This window comes from Mesorhizobium sp. B2-1-3A (genome assembly GCF_006442655.1).
Taxonomy (GTDB): domain Bacteria; phylum Pseudomonadota; class Alphaproteobacteria; order Rhizobiales; family Rhizobiaceae; genus Mesorhizobium.
The window spans coordinates 429322-452452 of record NZ_VFWK01000001.1 but is presented as its reverse complement, the minus strand read 5'-3'; the positions used below and the strand labels follow the sequence as shown (position 1 = coordinate 452452).

Below are 23131 nucleotides of genomic sequence, written 5' to 3'. Positions count from 1 at the left end.
CCGGTCAATCCTTGATCGGCACCCAGATCTCTAGCCCGCCATCGCCGCTGCGCGGATCGAACTCCGGACCGTAGCGTTCGAATTCCGGCGCGTCCGCTATCTCGTGCCCGGAGGCCGGCAGCCATTTGTTCCAGATCGTGTTGACGGTGCGGCGGATGGTCGAGATGTGCTCGCGATGCGCAAACACCGCATATTTCTGGGCGGGTATGCGCACGCGGCTGAGTTCCCTTGGACGGTCGGAAAAATCGGTGACCTCGACACCGGCGACGTAGTCGAAATTGCCGGCATCGTCGCCGTTGGCGCAGACGCCGTAGGCGACGTCGCCGGTCTCGCCTGGAATGTTGCCGATATAGGGACCGAAGCGTTGCCACTGCATCGGAATGGCGGCGCTGGTTTCACAGGTGTAGCGTTCGCCGAGCCCAGCGATCGGCAACGGCCGGCTGGTCTCGAAGCGCGGTGGTTCGAGGGCCGAAAGAAAGGATTGGTCCATCAGGATCGGCTCCACGAGGTCGAGGGTCTTGGTCGAGCCTCGCGCGCGCACCATCTCCGGCGTGGTGCCGAACTGTTCGCGGAAGGCGCGGGTGAAAGCCTCATGCGAACTGTAGCCGGCATCGAGCGCCACCGAGAGGATGTCGGGCGCTCCGCCGGCCAGCCTGCGCGCCGCCTCGGTCAGCCTGCGTGCGCGCATGTAGCCCATGACCGAGCGGCCGGTGGCGGCGCCGAAGGCGCGCGTCACATGAAAGCGCGACACGCCGCTGCTTTGGGCGACATCGTCGAGCGAGATCGCCTCCGGCAGATGGCTCTCGACAAACCACAGCGCTTTCTCGGTCGGGTTCATGGGTTCCTCGCATTGAGCGGATCATCTTGCGGCCTTCGCGCGCGGCAGTTTGATCGAAATTGCGCTTGCCGTGCAATCCGGACGGCAACGCTCCGCGGCCAGCCGCATCTCCAGGAGCGAGACTGGCTCGCTGTCTTCTTCCGGCAGCAAGCCCTCACTTGACGTCCCCGCGCGGCATGATCTAAGATGTAATGTAATTACATAACATGTACAATTTGAGCGCCGCCGCGGGATCGACAATGCACCGAGAAATCCGTTGCGAAGCAATTGGGGGAAAACTACGATCGAGTGGTGATGGTCCCCGAGTCGAAAGGCGAGGGGTGAAAAGGGAACACGGTGAGACCCAATAGGTCGAAGCCGTGGCTGCCCCCGCAACTGTAAGCGGTGAGCAAGATCCGAAATGCCACTGGCCGGCAAGGCTGGGAAGGCAGGATTGCGCAACGACCCGCGAGCCAGGAGACCTGCCATCACTGAGTTGACCGGACGGGGTGTGCCGGGAGGAAACGTGGACGTCGGTCTTGTCTGCCGGCTCGCCAACATCCTTCCGTCGCCAGTTTTGGAAAGTGACGGAAAGTTGGACGGCGCCATCGATCACCGCATCATCGTGTGCACGCTTTGCCGTGACGTTCCGACCGGCATCCGGTCGGGCGAAAGCCTGTGCGCCGACTTGCGCTCCCGGCTCTCGGCCCACGATGAACCCGCCGTGTCGCATGGCTTCACGATCGAGGGCGTCGAATGCATGGCGGGCTGCGCACGGCCGCTGACGGTAGCCTTCCAGGCGCCGGGCAAGGCCACCTATCTCTTCGGCTCCATCGATGCCGAGGCCGACGCTGGCGATCTCGTGCGATTTGCCTGGCTTTACGCCTCGCTCGCCGACGGCTGGTGCAATTCCGGCCAACGTCCGCCGCGACTGGCCGGCAAGACGCTGGCCCGCATCCCGGCGCCGGGCAAGCTGGCGGGTGATAGCCGATGACAATGCCACTCCTCGAGGCGCGCGACCTGGGTGCCGTGGCGAATGGCCGGAATCTGGTCCATGCGGTCAGCCTTTCTATCGCCACCGGCGATCGTCTCGCCATCATCGGCCCCAATGGCGCCGGCAAGACGACGCTGCTGCGCATGCTGTCGGGCATGCTCAGGCCAAGTTCGGGCGAGGTGAAGCTTGGCGGGCGACGCCTGGACAGGATCTCGACAGCCGAGCGGGCCCTGCACATGGCCGTCGTCGGCCAGACCGACCAGCCGGATCCGCGGCTGGCGGTGATCGACTATGTCGAACTTGGCCGCGTTCCGCATGCCGGCCTGAGGCGCAGGAGCGAGGAGCGTGACATCGTGGTGGACGCGCTGCGCCGGACCGGCCTTCTGCCGCTGCTTGGCCGCACCATTGGCTCGCTGTCTGGCGGGGAGCGCCAACGCGCCCAGCTGGCGCGCGCCATTGCGCAGCAACCGAAAGTGTTGTTCCTCGACGAGCCGACCAACCATCTCGACCCGCGTGCTCGCGGCGAGCTTCTCGAACTCGTCGCCGGCTTCGGCATGACGGTGATCGCGGTGCTGCACGACTTGGCCCTGGTGGCGCCGTTCGCCACCAGGGTCGCGGTGATGAACGAAGCGCGGCTGCACGCGTTGGCCGCACCGCGCGAAGCGCTGACGCAACAGCTGATCCGCGAGATTTTCGGCGTCGACGTGTTTCGCCTGCGCCACCCCACCGAGGACCGTGAACTGACGGTGTTCGATGTTCCGAACCGCGCCGCGCCGCCATCCTGATCGAACCATCCCTCATCAGCACTGTTCAACCAAGGAGCAAAATCCGTGAAACGTCTCGCCTTGTCGCTCGTCTTTTCCTTGCTGGCCTCTACCGCCTTCGCTTTCCCCGTCACCGTCGACAGTTGCGGCAAGCCGCTGACCTTCGACGGGCCGCCCAAGCGCGCAGTCATCCATGATCTCAACATGGCCGAGATGGCCTTCGCGCTGAAGCTGCAGCCGTCGATCGTCGGCCTGACCGGCATCACCGGATGGTACAAGGTCGGCCCCGAATTCAAGGCCGAGCAGGGCTCTATCCCGGAACTCGCGCCCAAATACCCGACGCTCGAGAACCTGGTCGCCGTCGAGCCCGATTTCTTCTTCGCCGGCTGGTACTATGGCATGAAGCCGGGCGGCGACGTGACGCCCGACACGCTCGCCCCACATGGCATCAAGACACTGGTGCTGACCGAGAGCTGCGTCCATCTCGACAAGAACCGCCCGGCGGCTTCCATGGACCTGCTCTATGACGATGTTGAAAAGCTGGGCAAGATCTTTGGCAAGGAGACCGAGGCGCAGAAGCTTGTCGCCGGCTGGAAGGCGCAACTCGCCGACATCACCACGAAGGTCGGCGACGCCAAGGGAACCCGCGTGTTCCTCTATGATTCCGGCGAGGACAAGCCGTTCACCGCCGGAAAATTCGCCATCCCCAGCGCCATGATATCAGCCGCCGGTGGCGACAACATCATGGCCGACATGGACACCAGCTGGGGCAACACGGACTGGGAAACAGTGGCCTCGCGCAATCCGCAATTCCTCATCCTGCTCGACTACCAGGATGGCGGCGGCTACAGGAAACTGCTCGATTTCCTGAAGGCGCATCCGGCGATGAAGGAGACGGACGCGGTCAAGAACGAGCGTTTCGTGGCCCTTCGCTATGCCGAACTGACGCCTGGACCGGCAAACATCGAGGCGATCGCCAAGATCGCCAAGGCGATGCATCCGGAAGCGTTCTGATGCTTCTTGCCCCAGGGCAAAAATCCGGCGCGCTTTCGGGGCACAAGGCATTCGCGCTGGCCATGGTGGCGGGCACGGTGGCGGTCGTCGCCCTCGTGCTGCTGTCGATAGCCTATGGTTCGACGCTGATCCCGCTGACCGACGTCATCGCCTCGCTTGGCCATGCCGTCGGGATGCATGAACACCAGGTGTCGGGCCCGGTCGGCAAGATCGTCGTCGATCTCAGGCTGCCGCGCACGATCCTGGCGGTCTGTGTCGGTGCCGGCCTCGGTATAACAGGTGCTTTGCTGCAGACGGTGACCCGCAACGATCTCGCCGATCCTTTCCTGTTCGGCCTGTCGTCGGGGGCCGCCGCCGGCGCTGTTTCCGTCATCACCGTCTTCGGCGACAGTTTTGGCATCTGGACCTTGCCGGTCGCCGCCTTCACCGGCGGCATACTGGCCGCCTGCATCGTCCTGCTGCTGGTCGCACGGGTAAGGGGGCAGGGACCGGAGCGGCTGATCCTCGCCGGCCTTGCCGTCTCCTTCCTGTTCACGGCATTGACCAATTATCTGGTCTTTGCCGGAGACCAGCGTGCGGCCCATTCGGTGCTGTTCTGGACGATGGGCGGGCTCGGGCTGGCGCGCTGGGATAATGTCTGGCTGGGCGCCTTGGGAGCCGGCACGATCGCGGCCTACGGGCTGTGGAACCACCGCAGGCTGGACGCCTTCCTAGCCGGTGAAAGTGCTGCCGAAAGCCTTGGCGTGCCGGTGGCGCGCATGCGCAGAGCGACGTTTCTCATTGCGGCCTTCTCGACGGCAATTCTCGTCTCGGTCGCCGGCGTCATCGGCTTTGTCGGATTGATGATCCCGCATCTGTCGCGGCCGCTGGCCGGCCCCTTGCATCTGCGCCTGATCGCAAGCTGTGCATTGTTCGGGGCGGTGCTCTTGCTGGCAAGCGATCTTCTCGCCCGGACGCTGCTGCCGCCGCAGGAACTGCCGATAGGCATCATCACCAGCTCACTCGGTGCCTTCTTCGTCGTCACGCTGGTCGTCCGAAACCGCCTGTGAAAAGGCCGATTCCTGCCTGGCCGGCTGTCTCCAGCGGTTCACTGATTGCCAGCCGCGATCGCGTTGCAAGACCGCCATGCACATTTGCCGGCTTCGGCCGTCACGTGACATCTTGAATAGTAAGCACGCTTATTATATGTATCGCTCATGGTTTCTGATGGCATAGATAGACTGGGCTTTTTGATCCACGACGTGCAACGTCTGCTGCGCAAGCGCTTCGAGACGCGTGCCAGCGGGCTTGGCCTTTCGTCGGCGCAATGGCGCCTCATGGTGCGTGTCGCCAAGGAGGCAGGCGTTACCCAGGCGCGGCTCGCGGAACTGCTCGAAATCGAGCCGATCAGCGTCTCGCGCCTCGTCGACCGGATGGAGGAGGGCGGCTGGATCGAACGCCGCGCCGACGCCGCCGACCGCCGCGTGCGCATGATTTTCCCGACAGCCAAGGCGAGCGCCGCCTATGCCGAGGTCAAGAGCCTCGCCGGCGAAGTCTATGAGGAATCGCTTGTCGGCGTTTCGCCCGAGGACCGCCGCGTCCTGATCAGGGCGCTCGATGTAATCGTGCAGAATCTGACGGACGGCGAGGCTTCGTCGCTTGAAAAGGTAAAGAGTGCGGAAGGCGCAGCAGCATGAATGCGGTAGCCAAGGTCGACGAAAACGCCCCCAAGGTCGAGATGGAAGCACCGGCCCAGCCGGTTGCCGCCCCTGTCGCGGTCGCCCCGCCCGTAGTGCCGGTGCCGGCGGCGCCAAAGAAGAAGCGCCGCATGGGCCGCTTCTTTTTGATGTTCGCCTTGCCGGCCGCGCTGATCATCGGCGGCGGCTATGTCTGGGTGACCGGTGGGCGCTATCAGGAGACGGAGAACGCCAATCTGCAGCAGGCCAAGGTGTCGATCGCCTCGGACACGGCAGGCCGCATCGTCCAGGTCGCCATATCGGACCATCAGTTAGTCAAGCAGGGGGATCTCCTGTTCGCAATCGACCCCGAGCCTTACCGGATCGCGCTCGCCCAGGCCGACGCCGCGGTTGCCGCGGCACGCCTCAATGTCGAGCAACTGCGTGCCGCCTACAGCCAGTCGATGGCGCAGGAGAAGTCCGCCAGCAGCGAGGTCGACTACGCCCAGTCGCAATATGACCGCGCCGCCGATCTCGCGCAGAAGGGCATCAACGCCAAGTCGTCGCTGGATCAGGCCCGCAACGACCTCGACAAGGCAAAGCAGCAGGTCGCCGTCGCCCAGCAAGGCATTGTCAGTGCCAAGGCAGCACTTGGCGGCAACCCCGACATCGAAACCGACAAGCATCCAACCGTGATGTCGGCGCTCGCCGCGCGCGACAAGGCCGCCTACGACCTGGCGCAGACCACGGTCAAGGCGCCCGCCGATGGCGTCATCTCGCAGGCCTCGTCGTTCAAGGTCGGCCAGTTTGTCGGCTCCGGCACGCCGCTGTTTTCGCTGGTCGAGACCGGCGACACCTGGATCGATGCCAATTTCAAGGAGACCCAGCTCACCAACATGAAGCCGGGCCAGAAGGCCGAGATCGTGGTCGACACCTATCCGGGCAAGACCTTCGAGGCGACGGTCAAGGCGATCGGTGCGGGAACGGGTGCTGAATTCTCGCTGCTGCCCGCACAGAACGCCACCGGCAACTGGGTCAAGGTCACGCAGCGCATCCCGGTGCGCCTGGAACTCACTGATCCCGACGCCAAGATGGCGCTGCGGACGGGCATGAGCGCTTCTGTCACCGTTGACACCGGCGTTGCCCGCGGTTTCCCCGCGATATTCGGTCACGCCAAGGCTGGCGAGGCCGCGCAATAAGTCAGCGGAAGCCCGCGCGGACCAGGCGGGTGGACGTGGATAAAAGGATTGGTCTGATGGGAGGAGTGGGAAGGATCAGCGCCTGGTTCGAGCCGCGTTGCGGCTTGGCCGAATCTGAAATCTTCGACACGGACCCGTCGGTCCTCATGTTTCCGGGCGGCAGGCATCCGCTCATCAGAGACCCTCGGTCGATGTAACCCCCACATCGATAATCGCGTCCCACCGCGATGAGGCTCTCAACGGAAGGCTTTGCCGCCCGGAAACCCTATGTACACGTTTTTGTTACCGGCTGGAAGTTCCGCGGATGAGCACGCCCGAATCCTTCAAAGAAGTGCCGCATCGCGGCCTGATCACGGTCGCGCTCATGCTGGCGACCGTCATGCAGGCGCTCGACACCACGATTGCCAACGTCGCCCTGCCGACCATGACCGGCGATCTCGGCGCCTCTCCGGACAACATCAACTGGGTGCTGACGTCCTACATCGTGGCCGCCGCCATCATGACGCCGGTCACCGGCTGGCTCTCCGACCGCTTCGGCCGCAAGGAGCTATTCCTGACGGCCGTGGTCGGCTTCACCATCTTCTCCATGCTGTGCGGCCTGGCATGGAGCCTCGAAACCATCGTGCTGTTCCGGCTGATGCAGGGCGTGTTCGGCGCCGCAATCGTGCCGCTGTCGCAGACCTTCCTGCTCGACATCAACCCCAAGGAGCGTCACGGCCAGGCCATGGCCATCTGGGGCGCCGGCATCATGCTGGGACCGATCCTGGGCCCGACGCTGGGCGGCTGGCTGACCGAGAATTTCAACTGGCGCTGGGTGTTCTTCATCAACCTGCCGGTCGGCATCGTCGCCTTCATTGGCATGGCCGCCTATCTGCCGGCCGTTGCCCGGCGGGTGCGCAGCTTCGATTTCTTCGGCTTTGCCATGATATCGCTCGGCGTCGGCGCGCTGCAACTGATGCTCGATCGCGGCGGTGAGGTCGACTGGTTTTCCTCGGTCGAGATATGGATCGAACTCGGTTTGGCCATCACTGGCTTCTGGGTGTTCATCATCCACACCATGACGGCAGAACATCCCTTTATCGACCCCAAGATCTTCCTCGATCGCAATTTCGTGACCGGCCTGGCGTTCATCTTCGTCATGGGTGTGCTCATCCTGGCCTCGATGTCGCTGCTGCCGCCGATGCTCTCGACCATATTCGGCTATCCGACCATCACCATCGGCATCGTCATCGGTCCGCGCGGTGTCGGCACGATGATCTCGATGCTCGTCGTGGGGCGCATCATGGGAAAGATCGACGCCAGAATTCTCGTCGTCATCGGTTTTCTGCTGACCGCGCAGTCGCTCTACACCATGGCCAGTTTCACGCCGCAAATGGACAACTGGCTGATCATCAGCTCCGGGGTGATCCAGGGCCTGGGCATGGGCATGGTGTTCGTATCGCTGTCGACGGTTACGTTCGCCACGCTCGACGTACGCTTCCGCACCGATGCGACCGCGTTGTTCAGCCTGGTGCGCAATCTTGGCTCGTCGATCGGCGTTTCGGTCGTGACGGTGCTGCTGGTGCGCAACACGCAGATCAACCACGCCGAGCTTTCTGCCTTCATCAACCCGTTCAATCCCAACCTCTGGGCAGTCTCGCCCGCGGCCGCCGGCGGCGATCCCACGGCGCTGTCGGAGGTCGATCGCATGGTCAATATCCAGGCGATGATGATCTCCTACGTCAACGACTTCAAAATACTGATGATGATGACGCTGCTCGCCATCCCGTTCGTCTTCCTGCTGCGCAAGCCGAAAGCCGGCCCGGCCGGCGGCGGCGCACCCGCCGCGCATATGGACTAGGCCCCGCGGCAGGCAATCTGTCTGCCGCCGATATGGACTAGGCCGCGGCAGGCAATGTGCCCGCCGCCAATATGGACTAGGCCGCGGCAGGCAATATGCCTGCCGCCGATATGGACTAGGATTGCCGCGTCGGTTGGTGCTAGCTCATTGCGGAAGCGGCCTGCATCGTTTGGCCGTTGACCCAGCGGGGCGTAAGAACGATGCGGCACCAGACATTTCCGGTATTCGATCTCGGGCGGTTCGAAGACGCCGGCGCCGAGGAGAAGCAGGCGCTCGGCGCCGAGGTCGACCGCATCTGCCGCGACACCGGGTTCCTGGCTGTTACCAATCACGGCATTCCACAGGCGGTGATCGATGCGGCATGGTCGAAGGCACGGGCCTTTTTCGATCTGGCGCCGGAGCAAAAGCAGCGCTCGAAGGCGCCCTACAAGGGCTATCCCTACGGCTATCTTGGCCCTGAACTCGAAGCATTGGCCAAATCCCGCAACGTCGACACGCCGCCCGACCTCAAGGAGAGTTTCAACGGCGGCCCCCTGAGCGTGCCGCAAGGCATGTCCGATCCCGAGGCGCTCGCCTTCTGCTATGCCGAAACGATCTGGCCCGGAGAACCGGAGGGGTTCGTCGACGCCTGGAAAGCCTACTATGCGGCGCTCGAGGATCTGGCGCTGCGCGTCATGCGTGTCTTCGCCACCGCGCTTGGTCTGCCCGAAAATCATTTCGACAGCTATCTCGATGCGCCGATCAGCGCGCTTCGGGCGCTCAACTATCCCGAACAGCATGTCGCGCCGAAACCCGGCCAGATCCGCGCCGGCGCCCACACCGACTATGGCAGCCTGACCATCCTCCTGCCGCAGGCCGGATCACGCGGCCTTCAGATCATCACGCCGGATGGAGAATGGACCGAGGTGCCGCCGATCCCGGGAGCCTTCGTCATCAATATCGGCGACCTGATGGCGCGCTGGACCAACGATCGTTGGGTCTCCACCGTGCATCGCGTGGTCAATCCGCCGGCGGATGAGGGTGGCAAGGACCGGCGCCAGTCCATGGCCTTCTTCCACCAGCCGAACTGGGACGCGGAGATCAAGGTGCTGCACGCCTGCCTCGCCGACGGCGAAGCGCCGAAATACGAGCCTGTGCGCTCCGGCCCCTATCTGATGGGAAAATTCAAGGCGACGACCAAGTAGGCCGGGCAGGGAAGTTCTATTTTCCGAGCACGAGAGCCCAGTAGCGCAGGCTGGAGTCGCGGCCGTCGCGCACATAGGCAAGGCCGAAGCGGGTGAAGCGCGGGTCGAGCATGTTACGGCGATGGCCGGGCGAATGCGCCCAGATGTCGAACAGCTTCTGCTGGTCGAAGCGGCCCTCGGCGATGTTTTCGGCGGCGGCACCGGCAATGCCATTGTCCTTGACGCGCGAGGCAAAGTCCTTGCCCCAGCCCGTGGTGTGGCTCATGCGCTCCCGCGATGCCATGTAGCCGGCCTGCTGAAGCGCCGCCTGTTCGAGTTGGGCGTCGGGAACGAGCGGGCCAAGCCCCGCCGAGGCGCGCAGGCTCGCCAGCGTGCCGGTCGCGGAGGAGGAAACCCCGGCGCCTTGCCCGGTCGGCAGCGAGACGGTGCCGCAGGCGGCGAGCCCGGCCAAGGCCGCGAGGCCGGCTGCCTTGAGCCATGTGCGCCTGTTCAGGCCTTTTTGACGGATTTCGACTTTTTCAGCTGTCATGCCCGTCTGACATAGTCGCGATCATGGCTTTTGCCGGGCAGGGCGGTGAAAATCGCTACCACAGGCCACGAGCCGATTCGAAAAGGAGATCCAAGACATGCTGCATCACATCTCCTTTGGCGTTTCCAACATCGAGCGCTCTGCTGCCTTCTATGATGCCGTGCTGGCGCCGCTCGGCTATGTCAGGGTCTGGGACGATCTCAGACCCGGCGAGCCCGATCAGGCCGTCGGCTACGGGATTGCCGGTGGCGGCGACAAGCTGGCGCTGAAACTTCGCCCGAAAGGACAGCGCCCGCCCGGTCCGGGTTTCCATCTGGCTTTCGCCGCGCCGGATCGTCAGAGCATCGCGCGGTTCCATGCGGCCGCGCTTGCTCACGGCGGGCGCGACAACGGCGCGCCAGGCCCGCGGCCCGACTATGGCCCGCACTACCATGCCGCGTTTGTCATCGATCCGGATGGCCATCACCTAGAGGCGGTTTTCAATTCGCCCTGATGGCGGCCGGATTGGGTTCTGCCGGGCCGGAGACGAAAATCCCGTAAGGAGAGCCGAAACGCCGTCCACGCAGCGACAATCCCGGGAAGATCGGCTATGATGCCTTCGTTCATGAAGTGGCAGCTACGGGCGGCCACCCCAGGCGGTGACCGCCCCCCGAAGAAAAACGGAGGATGGTTATGGCCGGCTTTCATGTCATGGCGGACGCCTACGGGATGCATGTGCAGCCCACGGTGCGCCGCATCACCACGGCGGATCTCTGGGACGCGCTCAGGCTCGGCGCCGAGGATTTCTGGGCCAAGCCCTCGCACTACGTGTTCCTGTGCCTGATTTACCCGGTCGTCGGCCTGATCCTGACGCAGTGGACATCGGGCTCCAACGCCATCCAGCTTGTCTATCCCTTGATGTCGGGCTTTGCCCTGGTCGGGCCTTTCGCCGCGATCGGGCTTTACGAGATCAGCCGTCGGCGCGAACTCGGCATGAACACGGATTGGCGCCATGCGCTCGATGTGCGCCGCTCCCCGGCGCTGCCGTCGATCGCGGTCATCGGCATCATGTTGTTTGCGCTGTTCCTGTTGTGGCTGTTCACCGCCCAATCGATCTACACCAGCCTGTTCGGCGACCAGCCACCGGCTTCGATCGGCGCTTTTGTCCGTGATGTGCTGACGACCAGCAAGGGCTGGACGTTGATTCTGCTTGGCAACGCGGCCGGTTTTGTCTTTGCGGTGGTGGTGCTGGCCACGACGGTGATCGCCTTTCCGCTGCTGCTCGACCGTGATGTCGGTGCCGTCTCGGCGATCGAGACCTCGGCCCGGGCGGTGATGGCCAACCCGCTGCAGATGGCGCTGTGGGGGCTGCTGGTCGCCGTGCTTCTGGTGATCGGTTCGATCCCGCTGTTTGCCGGGCTGGCCGTGGTCATGCCGATCCTGGGTCACGCCACCTGGCACCTCTACCGCAAGGTGATCGAGCCGGCGCAGATCCGGCCGATCCGCCGGCCGATGTAGGCTAAGGCATGATCCTCAAAAGTGGGAACCGGTTTTGGGAAAAGATCATGCTTGGATAGGGCATGATCCTCAAAAGCGGGAACCGGTTTTGGGAAAGGTCGTGCTGGAGGGCCTCAGCGCTGCGCGTCGGTCGCCATCTTCAGCGCCAGTGCCGTCAGCACGGTTCCCATCATCCAGCGTTGGATGACCAGCCACAGCGGCCGTCCGGCAAGGAATGTGGCGATCGAACCGGCCGTCACCGCGATGATGGCGTTGACGGTCAGGCTGATCGTGATCTGCGTCGCGCCCAGAACCAGTAGCTGTGACAGGACATGGCCTTTGCCGATGCTGATGAATTGCGGCAGCAGCGACAGATAGAGAACGGCCACTTTCGGATTGAGCAGATTGGTCATCAGCCCCATGGCGAACAGCTTGCGCGGCCCGTCTTTCGGCAGGTCGCGCACCTGGAAGGGCGAACGTCCGCCAGGCTTCACCGCTTGCCAGGCCAACCACAAGAGGTAGAGCACGCCGGCAAAGCGCAACGCATCGTAGGCATAGGGCACGGCGAGCAGCAGTGCGGTGATCCCGAACGCCGCCGAAAGCACATAGAACAGGAAGCCGACCGCAACCCCGCCAAGCGAGATCAGTCCGGCCTTCGGCCCTTGCGACAGCGAGCGTGAGATCAGGTAGATCATGTTCGGGCCTGGCGTCAGCACCATGCCGAGGCAGACCAGCGCGAAGGCGAGATGGTTGGCGGTATCGGGCATTGTTTGTCCCCAAGCGTGCCGCGATGGATGCGCGATCCCGCGAGCGGCCAATATCTGCCTGTCGCGGCGGGCGCCCGCAAGGGCTTGGGGGGCGCAGGCATTGCGCCAGCGGGTGCATGATTCCGTTCGACGCGACGCGCTCTAGCCGACCACCCGCAGGTTCGACAGTTCATTGCCGATTTCCTTGAAATCGTTCGACAGGCTGGCGCCGGTCGCATTCCAGAACAGCTTCGCCGGTTTGCTCGGGTTCGTCGGATCCTTGCGGAAGCGCGAGTCAGAGGAGCAGGATTTCAGCGCGTCGATCGCCAGCTTGTCGCTGGCCTTGGTCGTCGACAGGTCGAGCGCCACCGTCATCACCATGATGTTGGCCGCCTTGGCGTTGTTGCAAAGCGCTGCCATCTGCTCGTTGAGCGCGTTGGTGTAGTTGCCGTTCGAATAGTCGAACTGACCGATGGCGCTCGATGTGCCCATGAACAGGCGGCCGACCGAAGTGCCGTTGTAGCCGGGGTTGAGATAGCCATAGGACGCATAGGTCGATTTCGAGTTCGCGGGATCGGAATAGCTCAGCGAGGACGGCGTATAATAGGTATTGGCGCCGTCGGTCAGCACGATCACCACCTTGTCGTTGCCTTTCTCGGTTTCCGCCCGCCCTTGCGTGAACGGCTCGCCACTCGAAACCACGCGCCAACCCCACGCCATGCCCTCGGGAACATTGGTGCCGCCATTCGGCTGCATCAGGTCGATGGCGGCCTTGATCGAGGTGAGCCCATCGGTGACGCTGACATCGGTCAGCGGCGTGATTGGATTGGTGGTGCAGCTGTAGTTCGGGCCGTTGCCGGCAGGCAGCGCCGGCGCATTGATCGGCCGCGGCTGGAAATACTTGGCCATGTTGCGCAGCCGCGATTGGCCGGTGCTGCTCGAAGGATCGTCATTCCACCAGCTGTTCACCGCGCCATAGGTTACCGGTGCGGCCTCGTCGGGATCCTGGGTGAGCTTCCAGTGGTTGCCGGGCTCGTCCGGGGCGAACATGGGCACGAACATCGTTGCCGGATCGCCGACGCCTATGCCGGTGTTGGCGGTGCCGCCGGATGGCGGCGTGTCGTTGATATTGTAGGGGTAGGGCCGGGCCTCCACGCAGCCTTGTCAACTGGCGAACGGCCCGTAGGAGTCGATGTAGTCATATTCGTCGTGGCTGCGCTTGCAGGTGTTGTTCGAATTGTATGCGTCGCAAACCACCCGCTTGCTGTTGACGACGCGCTCGTGGTTGGTGACGACCTGCATGTCCCGGTAGAGCGAAAACCGGGTCAGCATCTGGCCTTCCTCGCTGCCCCAGCCGGTGCCGCGCTTGTACCAGATGCCGTTGGTCTGCTGGGCGTATTTGTTGGCCGCATTCAGCGTCGACCAGTCGAAATTCTCGTTCGACACCGGCGACAGGCCCTCTGTGTCCATCCACGACGCGTTGCCATTGCCGGGGCCGACATTGACCGAAGCGGCAAAGGGCACGAGGCCGAACTGCACCGGCTTGTCGACCTGCTTGATCATGGCCGCCTGCTGGGCCAGCGTGTCGACCAGTTGCTTGGACGCGGTCTTGAGAAGATCGATGCGCTTTTGTCCGGAGCCGGTGCCGAGTGTGGTCATCGACCCGGAATTGTCGAGCACCAGGGCAACTTCCAGCGTGTTCTTCAGCCGCACCTGGGAGCTGACGTTGAAGCTGATCCTTTGGTTCGCGTCGATTGCGGATTTACCGACAAGCTGCGCGAAGGCCGGGTAGAAATAGGGCTTGTAGGCAAGCTGCGCCGTCATGGTGAGCAGGCCACCACCGCTAGTGTTGCTCGGCAAGATGACGTTGAGCGTCGTGCTGGCCGGATCGACATCGTTCAGGTTGGCGTTGAAGAAGTCGAGCGCGTAGGCCCTCAACTGGTCGTCGGTCGCGCCTTCCGTCAGCCGACGCGCCGTGGCGAAGTTGGCGGCATCGAGCGCATTCGTCACCATCTGTTTTTCACGGTTCATTTCCGTGAAGTCGACCGCGATCGCCAGGCCGCCCATCAGCGGTACCATCGCCACGACTGTCATAAGAGCATAGTTGCCGCGCCGGTCGCGGCGAAACTGACGCCAGATTTCATGCATGTCTTGCAGCGGCCCCCGCCGGCGGATTCTCGGTCTGCGCCAGCTTTTCACAAAACGCTGAAAGACGGGTTTGGGAAACCGCTCTATTGCTTGGTCGGCGCTTCACCAACCGCTAACCAATCAAAAGGCCACGGCCCTGACGCCGCCCAGAAAGACGCCTGCCGAGGCAGGACGTGGGCATATCGGGCTGACAAATAACAAGGATAAGACGGCGCTCATGGTCGTCCAGTCCAAACCTCATTGATCAATTGACGAGGCTGCCAGGCGAAAGCTGGTGACAGCATGGAGCGGTTCGGATAATTCGAACCCGCTGCGGCGGCCCGTCGGCCGCGGTACTCGCAACGCTCATATTGAAGGAAACGGCATGGCGAATTCGCCTGAAATCGTCGGCTCGCTCGAAGACGTCTCGAAAGCCTATTCGGCAATCCTTTGCGATGTCTGGGGCGTGGTGCACAATGGCGAATGGCATTTTCCGGCGGCCGCGGCGGCGCTTGCCGAGGCCAGGACAGCCGGTATCCCGGTTGTCCTTATCACCAATTCGCCTCGCCGCAGCGCCGACGTCGTGGCTCAGATGAGCGTGATCGGCGTTCCGCCATCGGCCTACGACCGTGTGGTGACCTCGGGTGATGTGACCCGCGACCTGATCGCGGAGGGCCCGCGCAAGATCTTCCACATCGGCGCCGAACGCGATCTGACCCTTTATGACGGCCTCGATGTCGATCTCGTCGAGGAATTCGAGGCCGCCGGTGTTGTTTGCACCGGGCTGTTCAACGACGAGATCGAGAAGCCTGAGGATTATACGGATCTCTTGCGCCGATTGCGTGCCAGGAACCTGCCGTTCATCTGCGCCAATCCCGATATCATGGTGGAGCGCGGCGAACGGATCATCTGGTGTGCGGGTGCCCTGGCGCGCGACTATGCCCAGCTCGGCGGCCGCACGCTGATCGCGGGAAAGCCTTACACGCCGATCTACGACGTCGCGATGAAAGAAGTGGCGGAGGTGCTTGGGCGCCCGGTTGAGCGTTCGCAGGTGCTGGCCATCGGCGACGGGATGATGACCGATGTGAAGGGCGCGGCCGACAATGGTTTCGACGTTCTCTATGTCTCCGGCGGCATCCATGCCCGCGACTACGGCGAAGCGTCCCGGCCGGATCCGGCAAAGCTCGGTCTCTTCCTGGAACGGCACGGCTATCGTCCGGTGGCCGTCATAGCCAGACTGCAGTAGGTGACAATGGTGGCCTTCCAGCATCTCTCGGCAACCGCGCCGCTGCCAGCCGATCTGCGGGGTGGCGTTGTCGCGATCGGCAATTTCGATGGTGTCCACCGTGGCCATCAGGCGGTGCTCGAGCGGGCGTTGGCCGAGGCTGGGCGGCGCGACGTGCCGGCCTTGGTGCTGACCTTCGAACCGCACCCGCGCAAGGTCTTCAGGCCCGACATGCCGTTGTTCGTGCTGACCCCGCCGCCGATGAAGGCGCAGCTTCTGTCGTTGCTCGGTTTTGCCGCGCTCGTCGAGCAGCCGTTCACGCGTGACTTCGCCTCGCTGTCGGCGGAAGCTTTCGTCACCGACGTGCTGGAGAGGACGCTCGGCATCACCCATGCCGTGACCGGTTTCGATTTCCATTTCGGCAAGGACCGCCAGGGTGGACCGGCCTATCTGATGGCAGCCGGCGAACTCCATGGCTTTGGCGTCACGCTCGTCGACGCTTTTCGCGACGAGGGCGCCGAGGTGGTCTCGTCAAGCCGGATCCGGGGCTTGCTCTGCGATGGCGAGGTGGCCGAGGCCGCCGGTCTGCTCGGCTATCGCTTCACTGTGGAAAGCGAGGTGGTCGGTGGCCAGCGGCTCGGCCGAACGCTCGGCTTTCCGACCGCGAATATGCGGCTTCCCGCGGAAGCCACCCTCAAGGAAGGAATTTATGCCGTCCGCTTTCGGCGCGCCGACGGCACGTTGCATGATGGCGTCGCCAGCTTCGGCCGCCGCCCGACCGTCGACGACAATGGCGCGCCGCTTCTGGAGACCTTTGTCTTCGATTTTTCCGGCGATCTCTATGGCGAGATCTGCCAGGTCTCGTTCTTCGGCTTCCTGCGCAGCGAGATCAAATTCGACGGGCTCGACGCGCTGGTCATGCAGATGAAGAGGGACGAAGCCGAGGCGAGGGCGCTGCTTGCAGGCGTCAAGCCGCTTTCACAACTCGACGCTGCCATCGCCTTTTAAAAGCGCTATCCCGGACCGGATATCCGCGCCGGCGGACCGGTTTTCGCGCAAGACCGTGCCCGGGAAGGCTCTACTTTACTTTTTCAGCGCCAGGCCGACGGCGATGAAGGTCCAGCCCTGGAAGATCAGGTCGATCGCCAGGAACAGTCCGAGCACCCACACGCTGTTGACCGGCCAACCCATGGCGATGATCAGGCCGGCAAGCACGCTGATGGCGCCTGCCGCGACAATCCAGCCCCAGCCTTGTTCCGGACGGTGACTGAAGCCGACCCATGCCCGCAGCGCGCCGGACGCGACGAGCGCGACGGCCAGCAGGAAGGTCAGCACCGCCGAGGCCAGCAGCGGATTGTCGAAAGCGAAAAACCCGGCGACCGCGTAAAGCAGGCCGCTGAGCAGCCAGTAGAAGAAGCGCCCCCAGGTCTTGACCCCGAAAGCATGCATGATCTCGATGATGCCGGCCACCAGCATCAGCCAGCCGACGACGTAGACGGAAGCCACAGTGGCGATGAACAAATTGCCGAAGGCAATGCCGCCGAGGATCAACAGCAATACGCCCAGACCGACAAACCATCCCCACTTTGCTCGCGTCTGGCCGATCGCGTTCTTCAGTGTATCGCCGTGCAGTGTCATGTCGCCACCTCCCTTGAGGACTGCCAGAATAAAACGAAGTTACCCTTGGGGCCGACCGGCGTCCAGCCGAGGGCGGATCGGATGATGCAAGCAATGCGAGGCTTATGTCTCTGCTTTAAATCAAATTTTACCAAAGCCTCGTCAAAGCTGTCGCCGAAGGGCAGTTGTATCGTGTTAGTGGAGTAGCCATGAGTCCGTTCGGAAAGATTTCTGCAGCCTTGGCTACCGTCATGCTGGCCACATCGGGCGCGGCCGAGGCCGGCGACGGCGCTTTCGGCTGGCTGTCCGGCGACTGGTATCTGACGGTTGGCGCCACTGGCCTGGTTGCGCCGAATTTCGAGGGCGGCAAGAAATACATGCTTAGCGCCCAGCCCATCATCTCTTTGGGCAAGGCCGGTCCCCAGGCACGCTTCACCTCGCGCAACGACAACATCTCGCTGGCGCTCGTCGACGACGGCGGCGTTCGCGCCGGTTTGACCGGCAAGTTCCTGTTCTCGCGCGACGACGGCGATGCCGACGAGCTCAAGGGCCTCGATCCGATCCGTTGGGGTGGTGAAGTCGGCGGCTTTTTCGAATTCTATCCGACGGACTGGATGCGCGCGCGCGCCGAATTGCGGCACGGCATCCGTGCCCACAATGGCTTTGTCGCCGATATCGCCGCCGACGCCTTCTACGATGTGACGCCAACAGTCAGGATTTCGGGTGGCCCGCGCGTGTCTTTTGCCTCGGCCAACTATTTCGACGCCTATTATGGCGTCAACGCACAGGAAGCCGTGGCCTCGGGCCTGAGCCAGTATAATCCTGGTGGCGGCCTGAAATCCGTCGGCCTCGGCGGTGCGGTGACCTGGAAGGTGACCGATCCGATGACCGCCAGCCTGTTCGGCGAATATTCGCGCCTGGAGGGTCCGGCGGCCGATTCCAGCCTGGTCAGGGAGCGCGGCGATCGCAATCAGTTCATGGTCGGTGTGTCGACCACCTATCGCTTCGACTTCAAGATGTAGGCGAATCGAACGAGACGCTTTATTCCTGCGCCTATCTCCGCTAAAAGCCCACCAATGATGAGCTTTTCGCGCTTTCGTGTGCTGACGATACGAATTACCGGCCCGGTGTTCCGGGCGGCCTGAGCGCCGCCGGAGCCGCCGGGACTTTTGCGCGCACCCTCGCGCTTTTTCCAGAACATCGACGCATATCGCCCAAAAGTGGGTCCGGTTTTGGGAAAACGATATGCATCAACCCAAGACTTCAAGCCCCGGGGCTTTCCCGCCGCCGGGCAATTGAGATGGCAGATCAATGACCGATACCCCTACCGCCGACAAGGCCGAGACGATCGACTATTCCAAGACGCTTTACTTGCCGCAGACGGATTTCCCGATGCGCGCCGGCTTGCCCGAGAAGGAGCCGGTGCTGGTCAAGCGCTGGCAGGACATGGACCTCTACCGCAAGCTGCGCGAGAGTGCCGCCGGCCGCACGAAATACGTGCTGCATGACGGCCCGCCCTACGCCAACGGCAACATCCATATCGGGCACGCGCTGAACAAGATCCTCAAGGATGTCATCACCCGCTCGTTCCAGATGCGCGGCTATGACTCGAACTACGTGCCCGGCTGGGACTGCCACGGCCTTCCCATCGAGTGGAAGATCGAGGAGCAGTACCGCGCCAAGGGCAAGAACAAGGACGAGGTGCCGGTCAACGAATTCCGTCAGGAATGCCGTGAATTCGCCGCGCACTGGATCTCTGTGCAGGGTGGCGAGTTCCAGCGGCTCGGCGTCGTCGGCGACTTCAAGAATCCCTATACGACGATGGCCTTCCACGCCGAGTCGCGCATCGCCGGCGAGCTGTTGAAATTCGCCATGTCGGGCCAGCTCTATCGTGGCTCGAAGCCGGTGATGTGGAGCGTCGTCGAGCGCACCGCATTGGCCGAGGCAGAGATCGAATACCAGGACTACGAGTCCGATACGATCTGGGTGAAGTTTCCTGTCGCCAATCTTGTCGTTGCCAGTGTCGTGGACGGGCAGCCGGCGGAACTCAATCCGGATCTGAGCGGGCGGTCGCTGGATTTGCTGGATGCACATGTCGTCATCTGGACGACGACGCCTTGGACCATCCCGGGCAATCGCGCCGTCAACTATTCGCCGCGCGTCGCCTACGGGCTCTACGAGGTGACAGCGGCCGAGAATGCGTTTGGTCCGCAACCCGGTGAGAAGCTGATCTTTGCCGACGCCCTGGCCGAGGAAAGCCAGGCCAAGGCCAAGGTGACCTTGAAGCGCCTTCACGGCATCAGCACCGAACAGCTTGGAAATCTTGTGCTTTCGCACCCTCTCAAGGGCCTTGGCGGCGGTTACGAATTCCCCGTGCCGATGCTTGCCGGCGACCATGTCACGGATGATGCCGGCACGGGTTTTGTCCACACGGCGCCCGGCCACGGCCGCGAGGATTTCGACGCCTGGATGGATGCGGCACCCGAACTGCGCACGCGCGGTGTCGATACCGCGATCCCGTTTACCGTCGACGACGCCGGCTTCCTGACCAAGGACGCGCCGGGCTTTGGCCCGGATCGCGAAGGCGGACCGGCACGCGTCATCGACGACAACGGTAAGAAGGGCAACGCCAACCAGGCGGTCATCGACGAACTGATCAAGCGCAACGCTTTGTTCGCGCGCGGCCGGCTGAAGCACTCCTATCCGCATTCCTGGCGGTCGAAGAAGCCGGTCATCTTCCGCAACACACCGCAATGGTTCGTCTACATGGACAAGGACCTCGGCGACGGCACGACGCTGCGCAGCCGCGCGTTGAAGGCCATCGACGACACGCGCTTCGTGCCGGCTGCCGGCCAGAACCGCATCCGTGCCATGATCGAGGAGCGCCCCGACTGGGTGCTGTCGCGCCAGCGCGCCTGGGGCGTGCCGATCGCCGTATTCGCCGATGAGGACGGCAATGTGCTGAAGGACGAGGCCGTCAACCAGCGCATCATGGATGCCTTCGAGAAGGAAGGCGCCGACGCCTGGTTCGCCGCCGGCGCCAAGGAGCGTTTCCTCGGCAATCACGACGCCTCCCGTTGGAAGCAGGTGATGGACATCCTCGATGTCTGGTTCGATTCGGGCTCGACGCACGTCTTCACGCTGGAGGACCGTCCCGACCTGAAATGGCCGGCCGACGTCTATCTCGAAGGTTCCGACCAGCATCGCGGCTGGTTCCACTCCTCGCTGCTCGAAAGCTGCGGCACCAGGGGCAGGGCGCCTTACGACACCGTCGTCACCCATGGCTTCACCATGGACGAGGACGGGCGCAAGATGTCGAAATCGCTCGGCAACACCGTGGTGCCGCAGGACGTGATTAAGCAATCCGGCGCCGACATTCTGCGCCTGTGGGTGGTGACGACGGATTATTGGGAAGACCAGCGGCTCGGCAAGAACGTGCTGCAGACCAACATCGACGCCTACCGCAAACTGCGCAACACCATTCGCTGGATGCTGGGCACGCTCGCCCATGACGATGGCGAGGCGGTGCCGCTGGAAGAAATGCCGGAGCTCGAACGGCTGATGCTGCATCGGCTGGCCGAACTGGACGAGGTGGTGCGCCAGGGCTACGACGCCTTCGAATTCAAGCGCATCACCCGTGCATTGCTCGATTTCATGGTGGTCGAACTGTCGGCCTTCTATTTCGACATCCGCAAGGACGCGCTTTACTGCGACGCGCCGTCGAGCGTGAAGCGCAAGGCCTCGGTGCAGGTGGTGCGCCATCTCTTCGACTGCCTGGTGAAATGGCTGGCGCCGATGCTGCCCTTCACCATGGAAGAGGCCTGGCTCGACCGGCATCCCGATGCCGTTTCGTTGCATCTCGACCAGTTCCCGGAAATCCCGGCGGATTGGAAGAATGACGCGCTGGCGGAAAAATGGCGCAAGGTGCGGCAGGTCCGCCGTGTCGTCACCGGCGCGCTGGAGATTGCGCGGGCGCAGAAGGTGATCGGCTCCTCGCTCGAGGCGGTGCCGGTGGTCACGATCAACGACGCTGCGCTTGAGGCTGCCATATCGGACGTCGACATGGCAGAGATGGCGATCACCAGCGATCTCGTCATTGTCCATGGCCAGGCGCCGGACGGTGCCTTCACGCTCGACGACGTCAAGGGCGTTGCCGTGGTGGTCGAGAAGGCCGAGGATCGCGGTCTGGTCAAATGCGCGCGTTCCTGGCGCTACACGGCCGATGTCGGCCAGGATGCTGCATTCCCCGATGTCTCGGCCCGCGACGCTGCCGTGCTGCATGAGCTGCAGGCGCTCGGCCGGCTTTGATGCATGTCGCCCAAAACCACACCCTCGGGTCTGACCCGAAGGTGTGCGGCGGTTTTGGGGTCACGGCGCGCGTGGCCGGAATGCGAGGCATATCGGTGCACAAATGCCACGCCGGGCGGCGCGGATCCGCCCGTGCGTTGCCCTTAACGAGCGGTTGAGGTAAACACGCGAAACTCCGGAAGACAAATTGTCGCCGGATTTCCGTCGCAAGTGCTTGGACGATGGGGGCCGGACATCAAGACCGGTGGCGATCGAGAGGCTGTCTAGAGTGGGACTTTTTGGCATGACCGAGAGATATAATGCGCGCCTTGCGCTGCTGGCGCCGCTTGTCGCATCGGGCCTCGCTTTGTCCGGCTGCATGGGCTCTCCGACCTATGGCACCGACAAGACCGCCGCCGAACAGCTGGCCGGCGATCTCACCGGCGCCGTTTCCTTCGCGCCGAAGCGCAAGGACCCGATCGACTACAAGCCGCGCCCCACCTTGGTAAAGCCCGCTCCCGGACAGAAGGAAGCCCTGCCTGCACCGCAGGACAGCATGACGGCAAGCGCCGAATGGCCCGAATCGCCCGAGCAGCGCCGTGCGCGCTTGCGTGCCGACGCCACCGCCCACCAGAACGATCCGAACTACCAGGCGGAGATCGTTGACGATGTGCAGACGGATCCGGCCGCGGTGAAAAAGGCCATGGAAGAGTCTGGCTCCAGCCATCCTCCGGCTTGGTCGCCCGCTGATTCCGACAAGGGTCGCGCCGCCGAAATCCAGCGCCGTCTCGCCGAGAGCAAGCAGGGCGATCCGAACACGCGCAAGTATTTGAGCGAGCCGCCCTTGGCCTACCGTGTCGCATCGGACACCGCGCCACAGAACGAACTCGGCGAGGACGAGTACAAGAAGGAACGCCGTTTGAAGAAACAGGCGGAAGGCAAGAAGGGCGGCTGGTTCGACTGGCTGCCGTCGCTCTAAAGCAATTCCAGGGAAAGTGTGAACGGTTTTCCCGGGAAAAGCGCGTAGCGCTTTCCCTAGGGGATTGCGTCAGAACAAAGAGTTGGAGTGGTTCGCCTTTTCCGTGAAACGGTGAAATGCTCTAGGAACGCCCGCGCTGCCTTTTCGGACGGCATGGCGTGGGATCAGTCGCGACGCTCCCTGAAAAATTCCTTGAGCAGCAGGGCCGCTTCGGTCTCTCCCATGCCCGGATAGATGTCGGGCGTGTGATGACAGGTCGGCGAGGCAAAGAAGCGCACGCCGTTCACGACCGCACCGCCCTTTTCGTCCGCGGCACCGAAATAGAGACGGCGCAACCTGGCGAAGGAAATGGCGCCTGCGCACATGGCGCACGGTTCCAGCGTCACGTAGAGATCGTGGCCGGTAAGCCGCTCGCTAGCGAGTTTCCCGCAGGCTTCGCGGATAACCAGCATCTCGGCATGCGCAGTCGGGTCCGCCAGTTCGCGGGTACGGTTGCCGGCACTGGCCACGATTGTGTTGCCCGTGGCGATGACGGCGCCGACCGGCACTTCGCCGCGCAAGGCTGCCGCTTCGGCCTCCTTAAGCGCCGCCGCCATGAAATCCGGCCGCTTCACGCGGTTTCCATTCCGATTATCTCCTCGCCACTCCAGACTTTTGATTTTCGTTCGTCTTGCCGGA

Annotated in this window: 20 protein-coding genes, 1 pseudogene and 1 riboswitch; of the genes and pseudogenes, 15 read left to right on the top strand and 6 right to left on the bottom strand. The window is 63.4% G+C overall.

Annotated features, from left to right (window positions below):
• Positions 1-4 precede the first annotated feature (4 nt).
• Positions 5-838, bottom strand: coding sequence for an AraC family transcriptional regulator (locus FJ977_RS02285; protein ID WP_140768178.1), 834 nt, complete (start codon positions 836-838; stop codon positions 5-7).
• Between the two features lie 278 nt (positions 839-1116).
• Positions 1117-1322: riboswitch (cobalamin riboswitch) on the top strand.
• A 21-nt stretch (positions 1323-1343) separates the two neighbouring features.
• Between FJ977_RS02285 and FJ977_RS02280 the strand changes: the two genes are divergently transcribed.
• The 8 genes from FJ977_RS02280 to FJ977_RS02245 all read left to right on the top strand — a co-directional run bounded on the left by FJ977_RS02280 (position 1344) and on the right by FJ977_RS02245 (position 9467).
• Entirely contained in the window at positions 1344-1811 is a 468-nt protein-coding gene (locus FJ977_RS02280; RefSeq protein WP_246682802.1) for a DUF1636 family protein, read from the top strand.
• Positions 1808-2596, top strand: a complete 789-nt coding sequence (locus FJ977_RS02275) for an ABC transporter ATP-binding protein (protein WP_140768174.1) — start codon at positions 1808-1810, stop codon at positions 2594-2596. The genes FJ977_RS02280 and FJ977_RS02275 overlap by 4 nt, the downstream gene beginning before the upstream one ends.
• A 45-nt stretch (positions 2597-2641) precedes the next feature.
• On the top strand, positions 2642-3589 hold the full coding sequence (locus tag FJ977_RS02270) for an ABC transporter substrate-binding protein (protein ID WP_140768172.1): 948 nt from the start codon (positions 2642-2644) through the stop codon (positions 3587-3589).
• Complete coding sequence (locus tag FJ977_RS02265; protein WP_181179497.1) at positions 3589-4638, top strand: iron ABC transporter permease; 1050 nt, start codon at positions 3589-3591, stop codon at positions 4636-4638. Before FJ977_RS02270 ends, FJ977_RS02265 begins: the two co-directional genes overlap by 1 nt.
• Positions 4639-4785: 147 nt before the next feature.
• Complete coding sequence (locus FJ977_RS02260) at positions 4786-5265, top strand: MarR family transcriptional regulator (protein WP_140768170.1); 480 nt, start codon at positions 4786-4788, stop codon at positions 5263-5265.
• Complete coding sequence (locus tag FJ977_RS02255) at positions 5262-6443, top strand: HlyD family secretion protein (protein ID WP_140768168.1); 1182 nt, start codon at positions 5262-5264, stop codon at positions 6441-6443. Before FJ977_RS02260 ends, FJ977_RS02255 begins: the two co-directional genes overlap by 4 nt.
• A gap of 304 nt (positions 6444-6747) precedes the next feature.
• Positions 6748-8283, top strand: coding sequence for a DHA2 family efflux MFS transporter permease subunit (locus FJ977_RS02250; RefSeq protein WP_140768166.1), 1536 nt, complete (start codon positions 6748-6750; stop codon positions 8281-8283).
• A 200-nt stretch (positions 8284-8483) separates the two neighbouring features.
• Positions 8484-9467: a 2OG-Fe(II) oxygenase family protein gene (locus FJ977_RS02245; RefSeq protein ID WP_140768164.1), complete on the top strand. Its 984-nt coding sequence runs from the start codon at positions 8484-8486 to the stop codon at positions 9465-9467.
• A gap of 16 nt (positions 9468-9483) precedes the next feature.
• On the opposite strand, the gene FJ977_RS02240 is transcribed toward FJ977_RS02245, so the two are convergent.
• Positions 9484-9996: a CAP domain-containing protein gene (locus tag FJ977_RS02240; RefSeq protein ID WP_140768162.1), complete on the bottom strand. Its 513-nt coding sequence runs from the start codon at positions 9994-9996 to the stop codon at positions 9484-9486.
• Between the two features lie 97 nt (positions 9997-10093).
• Here FJ977_RS02240 and FJ977_RS02235 point away from each other — a divergent pair, with 97 nt between their 5' ends.
• Both FJ977_RS02235 and FJ977_RS02230 read left to right on the top strand, forming a co-directional pair.
• Entirely contained in the window at positions 10094-10489 is a 396-nt protein-coding gene (locus FJ977_RS02235) for a VOC family protein (protein WP_140768160.1), read from the top strand.
• Positions 10490-10668: 179 nt separating this feature from the next.
• Positions 10669-11493, top strand: coding sequence for a DUF2189 domain-containing protein (locus FJ977_RS02230; protein ID WP_140768158.1), 825 nt, complete (start codon positions 10669-10671; stop codon positions 11491-11493).
• Between the two features lie 113 nt (positions 11494-11606).
• On the opposite strand, the gene FJ977_RS02225 is transcribed toward FJ977_RS02230, so the two are convergent.
• Both FJ977_RS02225 and FJ977_RS02220 read right to left on the bottom strand, forming a co-directional pair.
• Entirely contained in the window at positions 11607-12239 is a 633-nt protein-coding gene (locus tag FJ977_RS02225; protein WP_140768156.1) for a LysE family translocator, read from the bottom strand.
• A 141-nt stretch (positions 12240-12380) separates the two neighbouring features.
• Positions 12381-14366: pseudogene (locus FJ977_RS02220) on the bottom strand (TadE/TadG family type IV pilus assembly protein).
• Positions 14367-14730: 364 nt separating this feature from the next.
• Between FJ977_RS02220 and FJ977_RS02215 the strand changes: the two are divergent.
• Complete coding sequence (locus FJ977_RS02215) at positions 14731-15591, top strand: TIGR01459 family HAD-type hydrolase (protein WP_140768154.1); 861 nt, start codon at positions 14731-14733, stop codon at positions 15589-15591.
• Between the two features lie 6 nt (positions 15592-15597).
• A complete protein-coding gene (locus FJ977_RS02210) occupies positions 15598-16578 on the top strand; it encodes a bifunctional riboflavin kinase/FAD synthetase (protein ID WP_140768152.1) in 981 nt (326 codons plus the stop codon).
• Positions 16579-16653: 75 nt separating this feature from the next.
• On the opposite strand, the gene FJ977_RS02205 is transcribed toward FJ977_RS02210, so the two are convergent.
• The gene (locus FJ977_RS02205; protein WP_140768150.1) at positions 16654-17208 is read right to left on the bottom strand and encodes an HdeD family acid-resistance protein; all 555 of its coding nucleotides are present in this window, start codon (positions 17206-17208) and stop codon (positions 16654-16656) included.
• Positions 17209-17438: 230 nt separating this feature from the next.
• Between FJ977_RS02205 and FJ977_RS02200 the strand changes: the two genes are divergently transcribed.
• From FJ977_RS02200 to FJ977_RS02190, 3 genes are all read left to right on the top strand, one after another.
• The gene (locus FJ977_RS02200; RefSeq protein WP_246682801.1) at positions 17439-18209 is read left to right on the top strand and encodes a MipA/OmpV family protein; all 771 of its coding nucleotides are present in this window, start codon (positions 17439-17441) and stop codon (positions 18207-18209) included.
• 289 nt (positions 18210-18498) lie between these two features.
• Entirely contained in the window at positions 18499-21495 is a 2997-nt protein-coding gene (gene ileS, locus FJ977_RS02195; RefSeq protein WP_140768146.1) for an isoleucine--tRNA ligase, read from the top strand.
• A gap of 283 nt (positions 21496-21778) precedes the next feature.
• Positions 21779-22453 carry a hypothetical protein gene (locus tag FJ977_RS02190; protein ID WP_140769676.1) on the top strand — a complete coding sequence of 225 codons (675 nt, stop codon included), beginning with the start codon at positions 21779-21781 and terminating at the stop codon, positions 22451-22453.
• Positions 22454-22617: 164 nt separating this feature from the next.
• Here FJ977_RS02190 and FJ977_RS02185 read toward each other — a convergent pair whose 3' ends face one another.
• Entirely contained in the window at positions 22618-23067 is a 450-nt protein-coding gene (locus FJ977_RS02185; protein WP_140768144.1) for a nucleoside deaminase, read from the bottom strand.
• Positions 23068-23131: the final 64 nt, after the last annotated feature.

Bases quoted from the DNA above. Each gene is read 5' to 3' on its own strand.
- FJ977_RS02260 (WP_140768170.1), top strand. From the start codon at position 4,786: ATGGTTTCTGATGGCATAGATAGACTGGGCTTTTTGATCCACGACGTG.
- FJ977_RS02235 (WP_140768160.1), top strand. From the start codon at position 10,094: ATGCTGCATCACATCTCCTTTGGCGTTTCCAACATCGAGCGCTCTGCT.
- FJ977_RS02215 (WP_140768154.1), top strand. From the start codon at position 14,731: ATGGCGAATTCGCCTGAAATCGTCGGCTCGCTCGAAGACGTCTCGAAA.
- FJ977_RS02245 (WP_140768164.1), top strand. From the start codon at position 8,484: ATGCGGCACCAGACATTTCCGGTATTCGATCTCGGGCGGTTCGAAGAC.
- FJ977_RS02275 (WP_140768174.1), top strand. From the start codon at position 1,808: ATGACAATGCCACTCCTCGAGGCGCGCGACCTGGGTGCCGTGGCGAAT.
- FJ977_RS02255 (WP_140768168.1), top strand. From the start codon at position 5,262: ATGAATGCGGTAGCCAAGGTCGACGAAAACGCCCCCAAGGTCGAGATG.
- FJ977_RS02205 (WP_140768150.1), bottom strand. From the start codon at position 17,208: ATGACACTGCACGGCGATACACTGAAGAACGCGATCGGCCAGACGCGA.
- FJ977_RS02240 (WP_140768162.1), bottom strand. From the start codon at position 9,996: ATGACAGCTGAAAAAGTCGAAATCCGTCAAAAAGGCCTGAACAGGCGC.
- FJ977_RS02265 (WP_181179497.1), top strand. From the start codon at position 3,589: ATGCTTCTTGCCCCAGGGCAAAAATCCGGCGCGCTTTCGGGGCACAAG.
- FJ977_RS02230 (WP_140768158.1), top strand. From the start codon at position 10,669: ATGGCCGGCTTTCATGTCATGGCGGACGCCTACGGGATGCATGTGCAG.
- FJ977_RS02210 (WP_140768152.1), top strand. From the start codon at position 15,598: ATGGTGGCCTTCCAGCATCTCTCGGCAACCGCGCCGCTGCCAGCCGAT.
- ileS (WP_140768146.1), top strand. From the start codon at position 18,499: ATGACCGATACCCCTACCGCCGACAAGGCCGAGACGATCGACTATTCC.
- FJ977_RS02200 (WP_246682801.1), top strand. From the start codon at position 17,439: ATGCTGGCCACATCGGGCGCGGCCGAGGCCGGCGACGGCGCTTTCGGC.
- FJ977_RS02190 (WP_140769676.1), top strand. From the start codon at position 21,779: ATGACCGAGAGATATAATGCGCGCCTTGCGCTGCTGGCGCCGCTTGTC.
- FJ977_RS02225 (WP_140768156.1), bottom strand. From the start codon at position 12,239: ATGCCCGATACCGCCAACCATCTCGCCTTCGCGCTGGTCTGCCTCGGC.
- FJ977_RS02285 (WP_140768178.1), bottom strand. From the start codon at position 838: ATGAACCCGACCGAGAAAGCGCTGTGGTTTGTCGAGAGCCATCTGCCG.
- FJ977_RS02250 (WP_140768166.1), top strand. From the start codon at position 6,748: ATGAGCACGCCCGAATCCTTCAAAGAAGTGCCGCATCGCGGCCTGATC.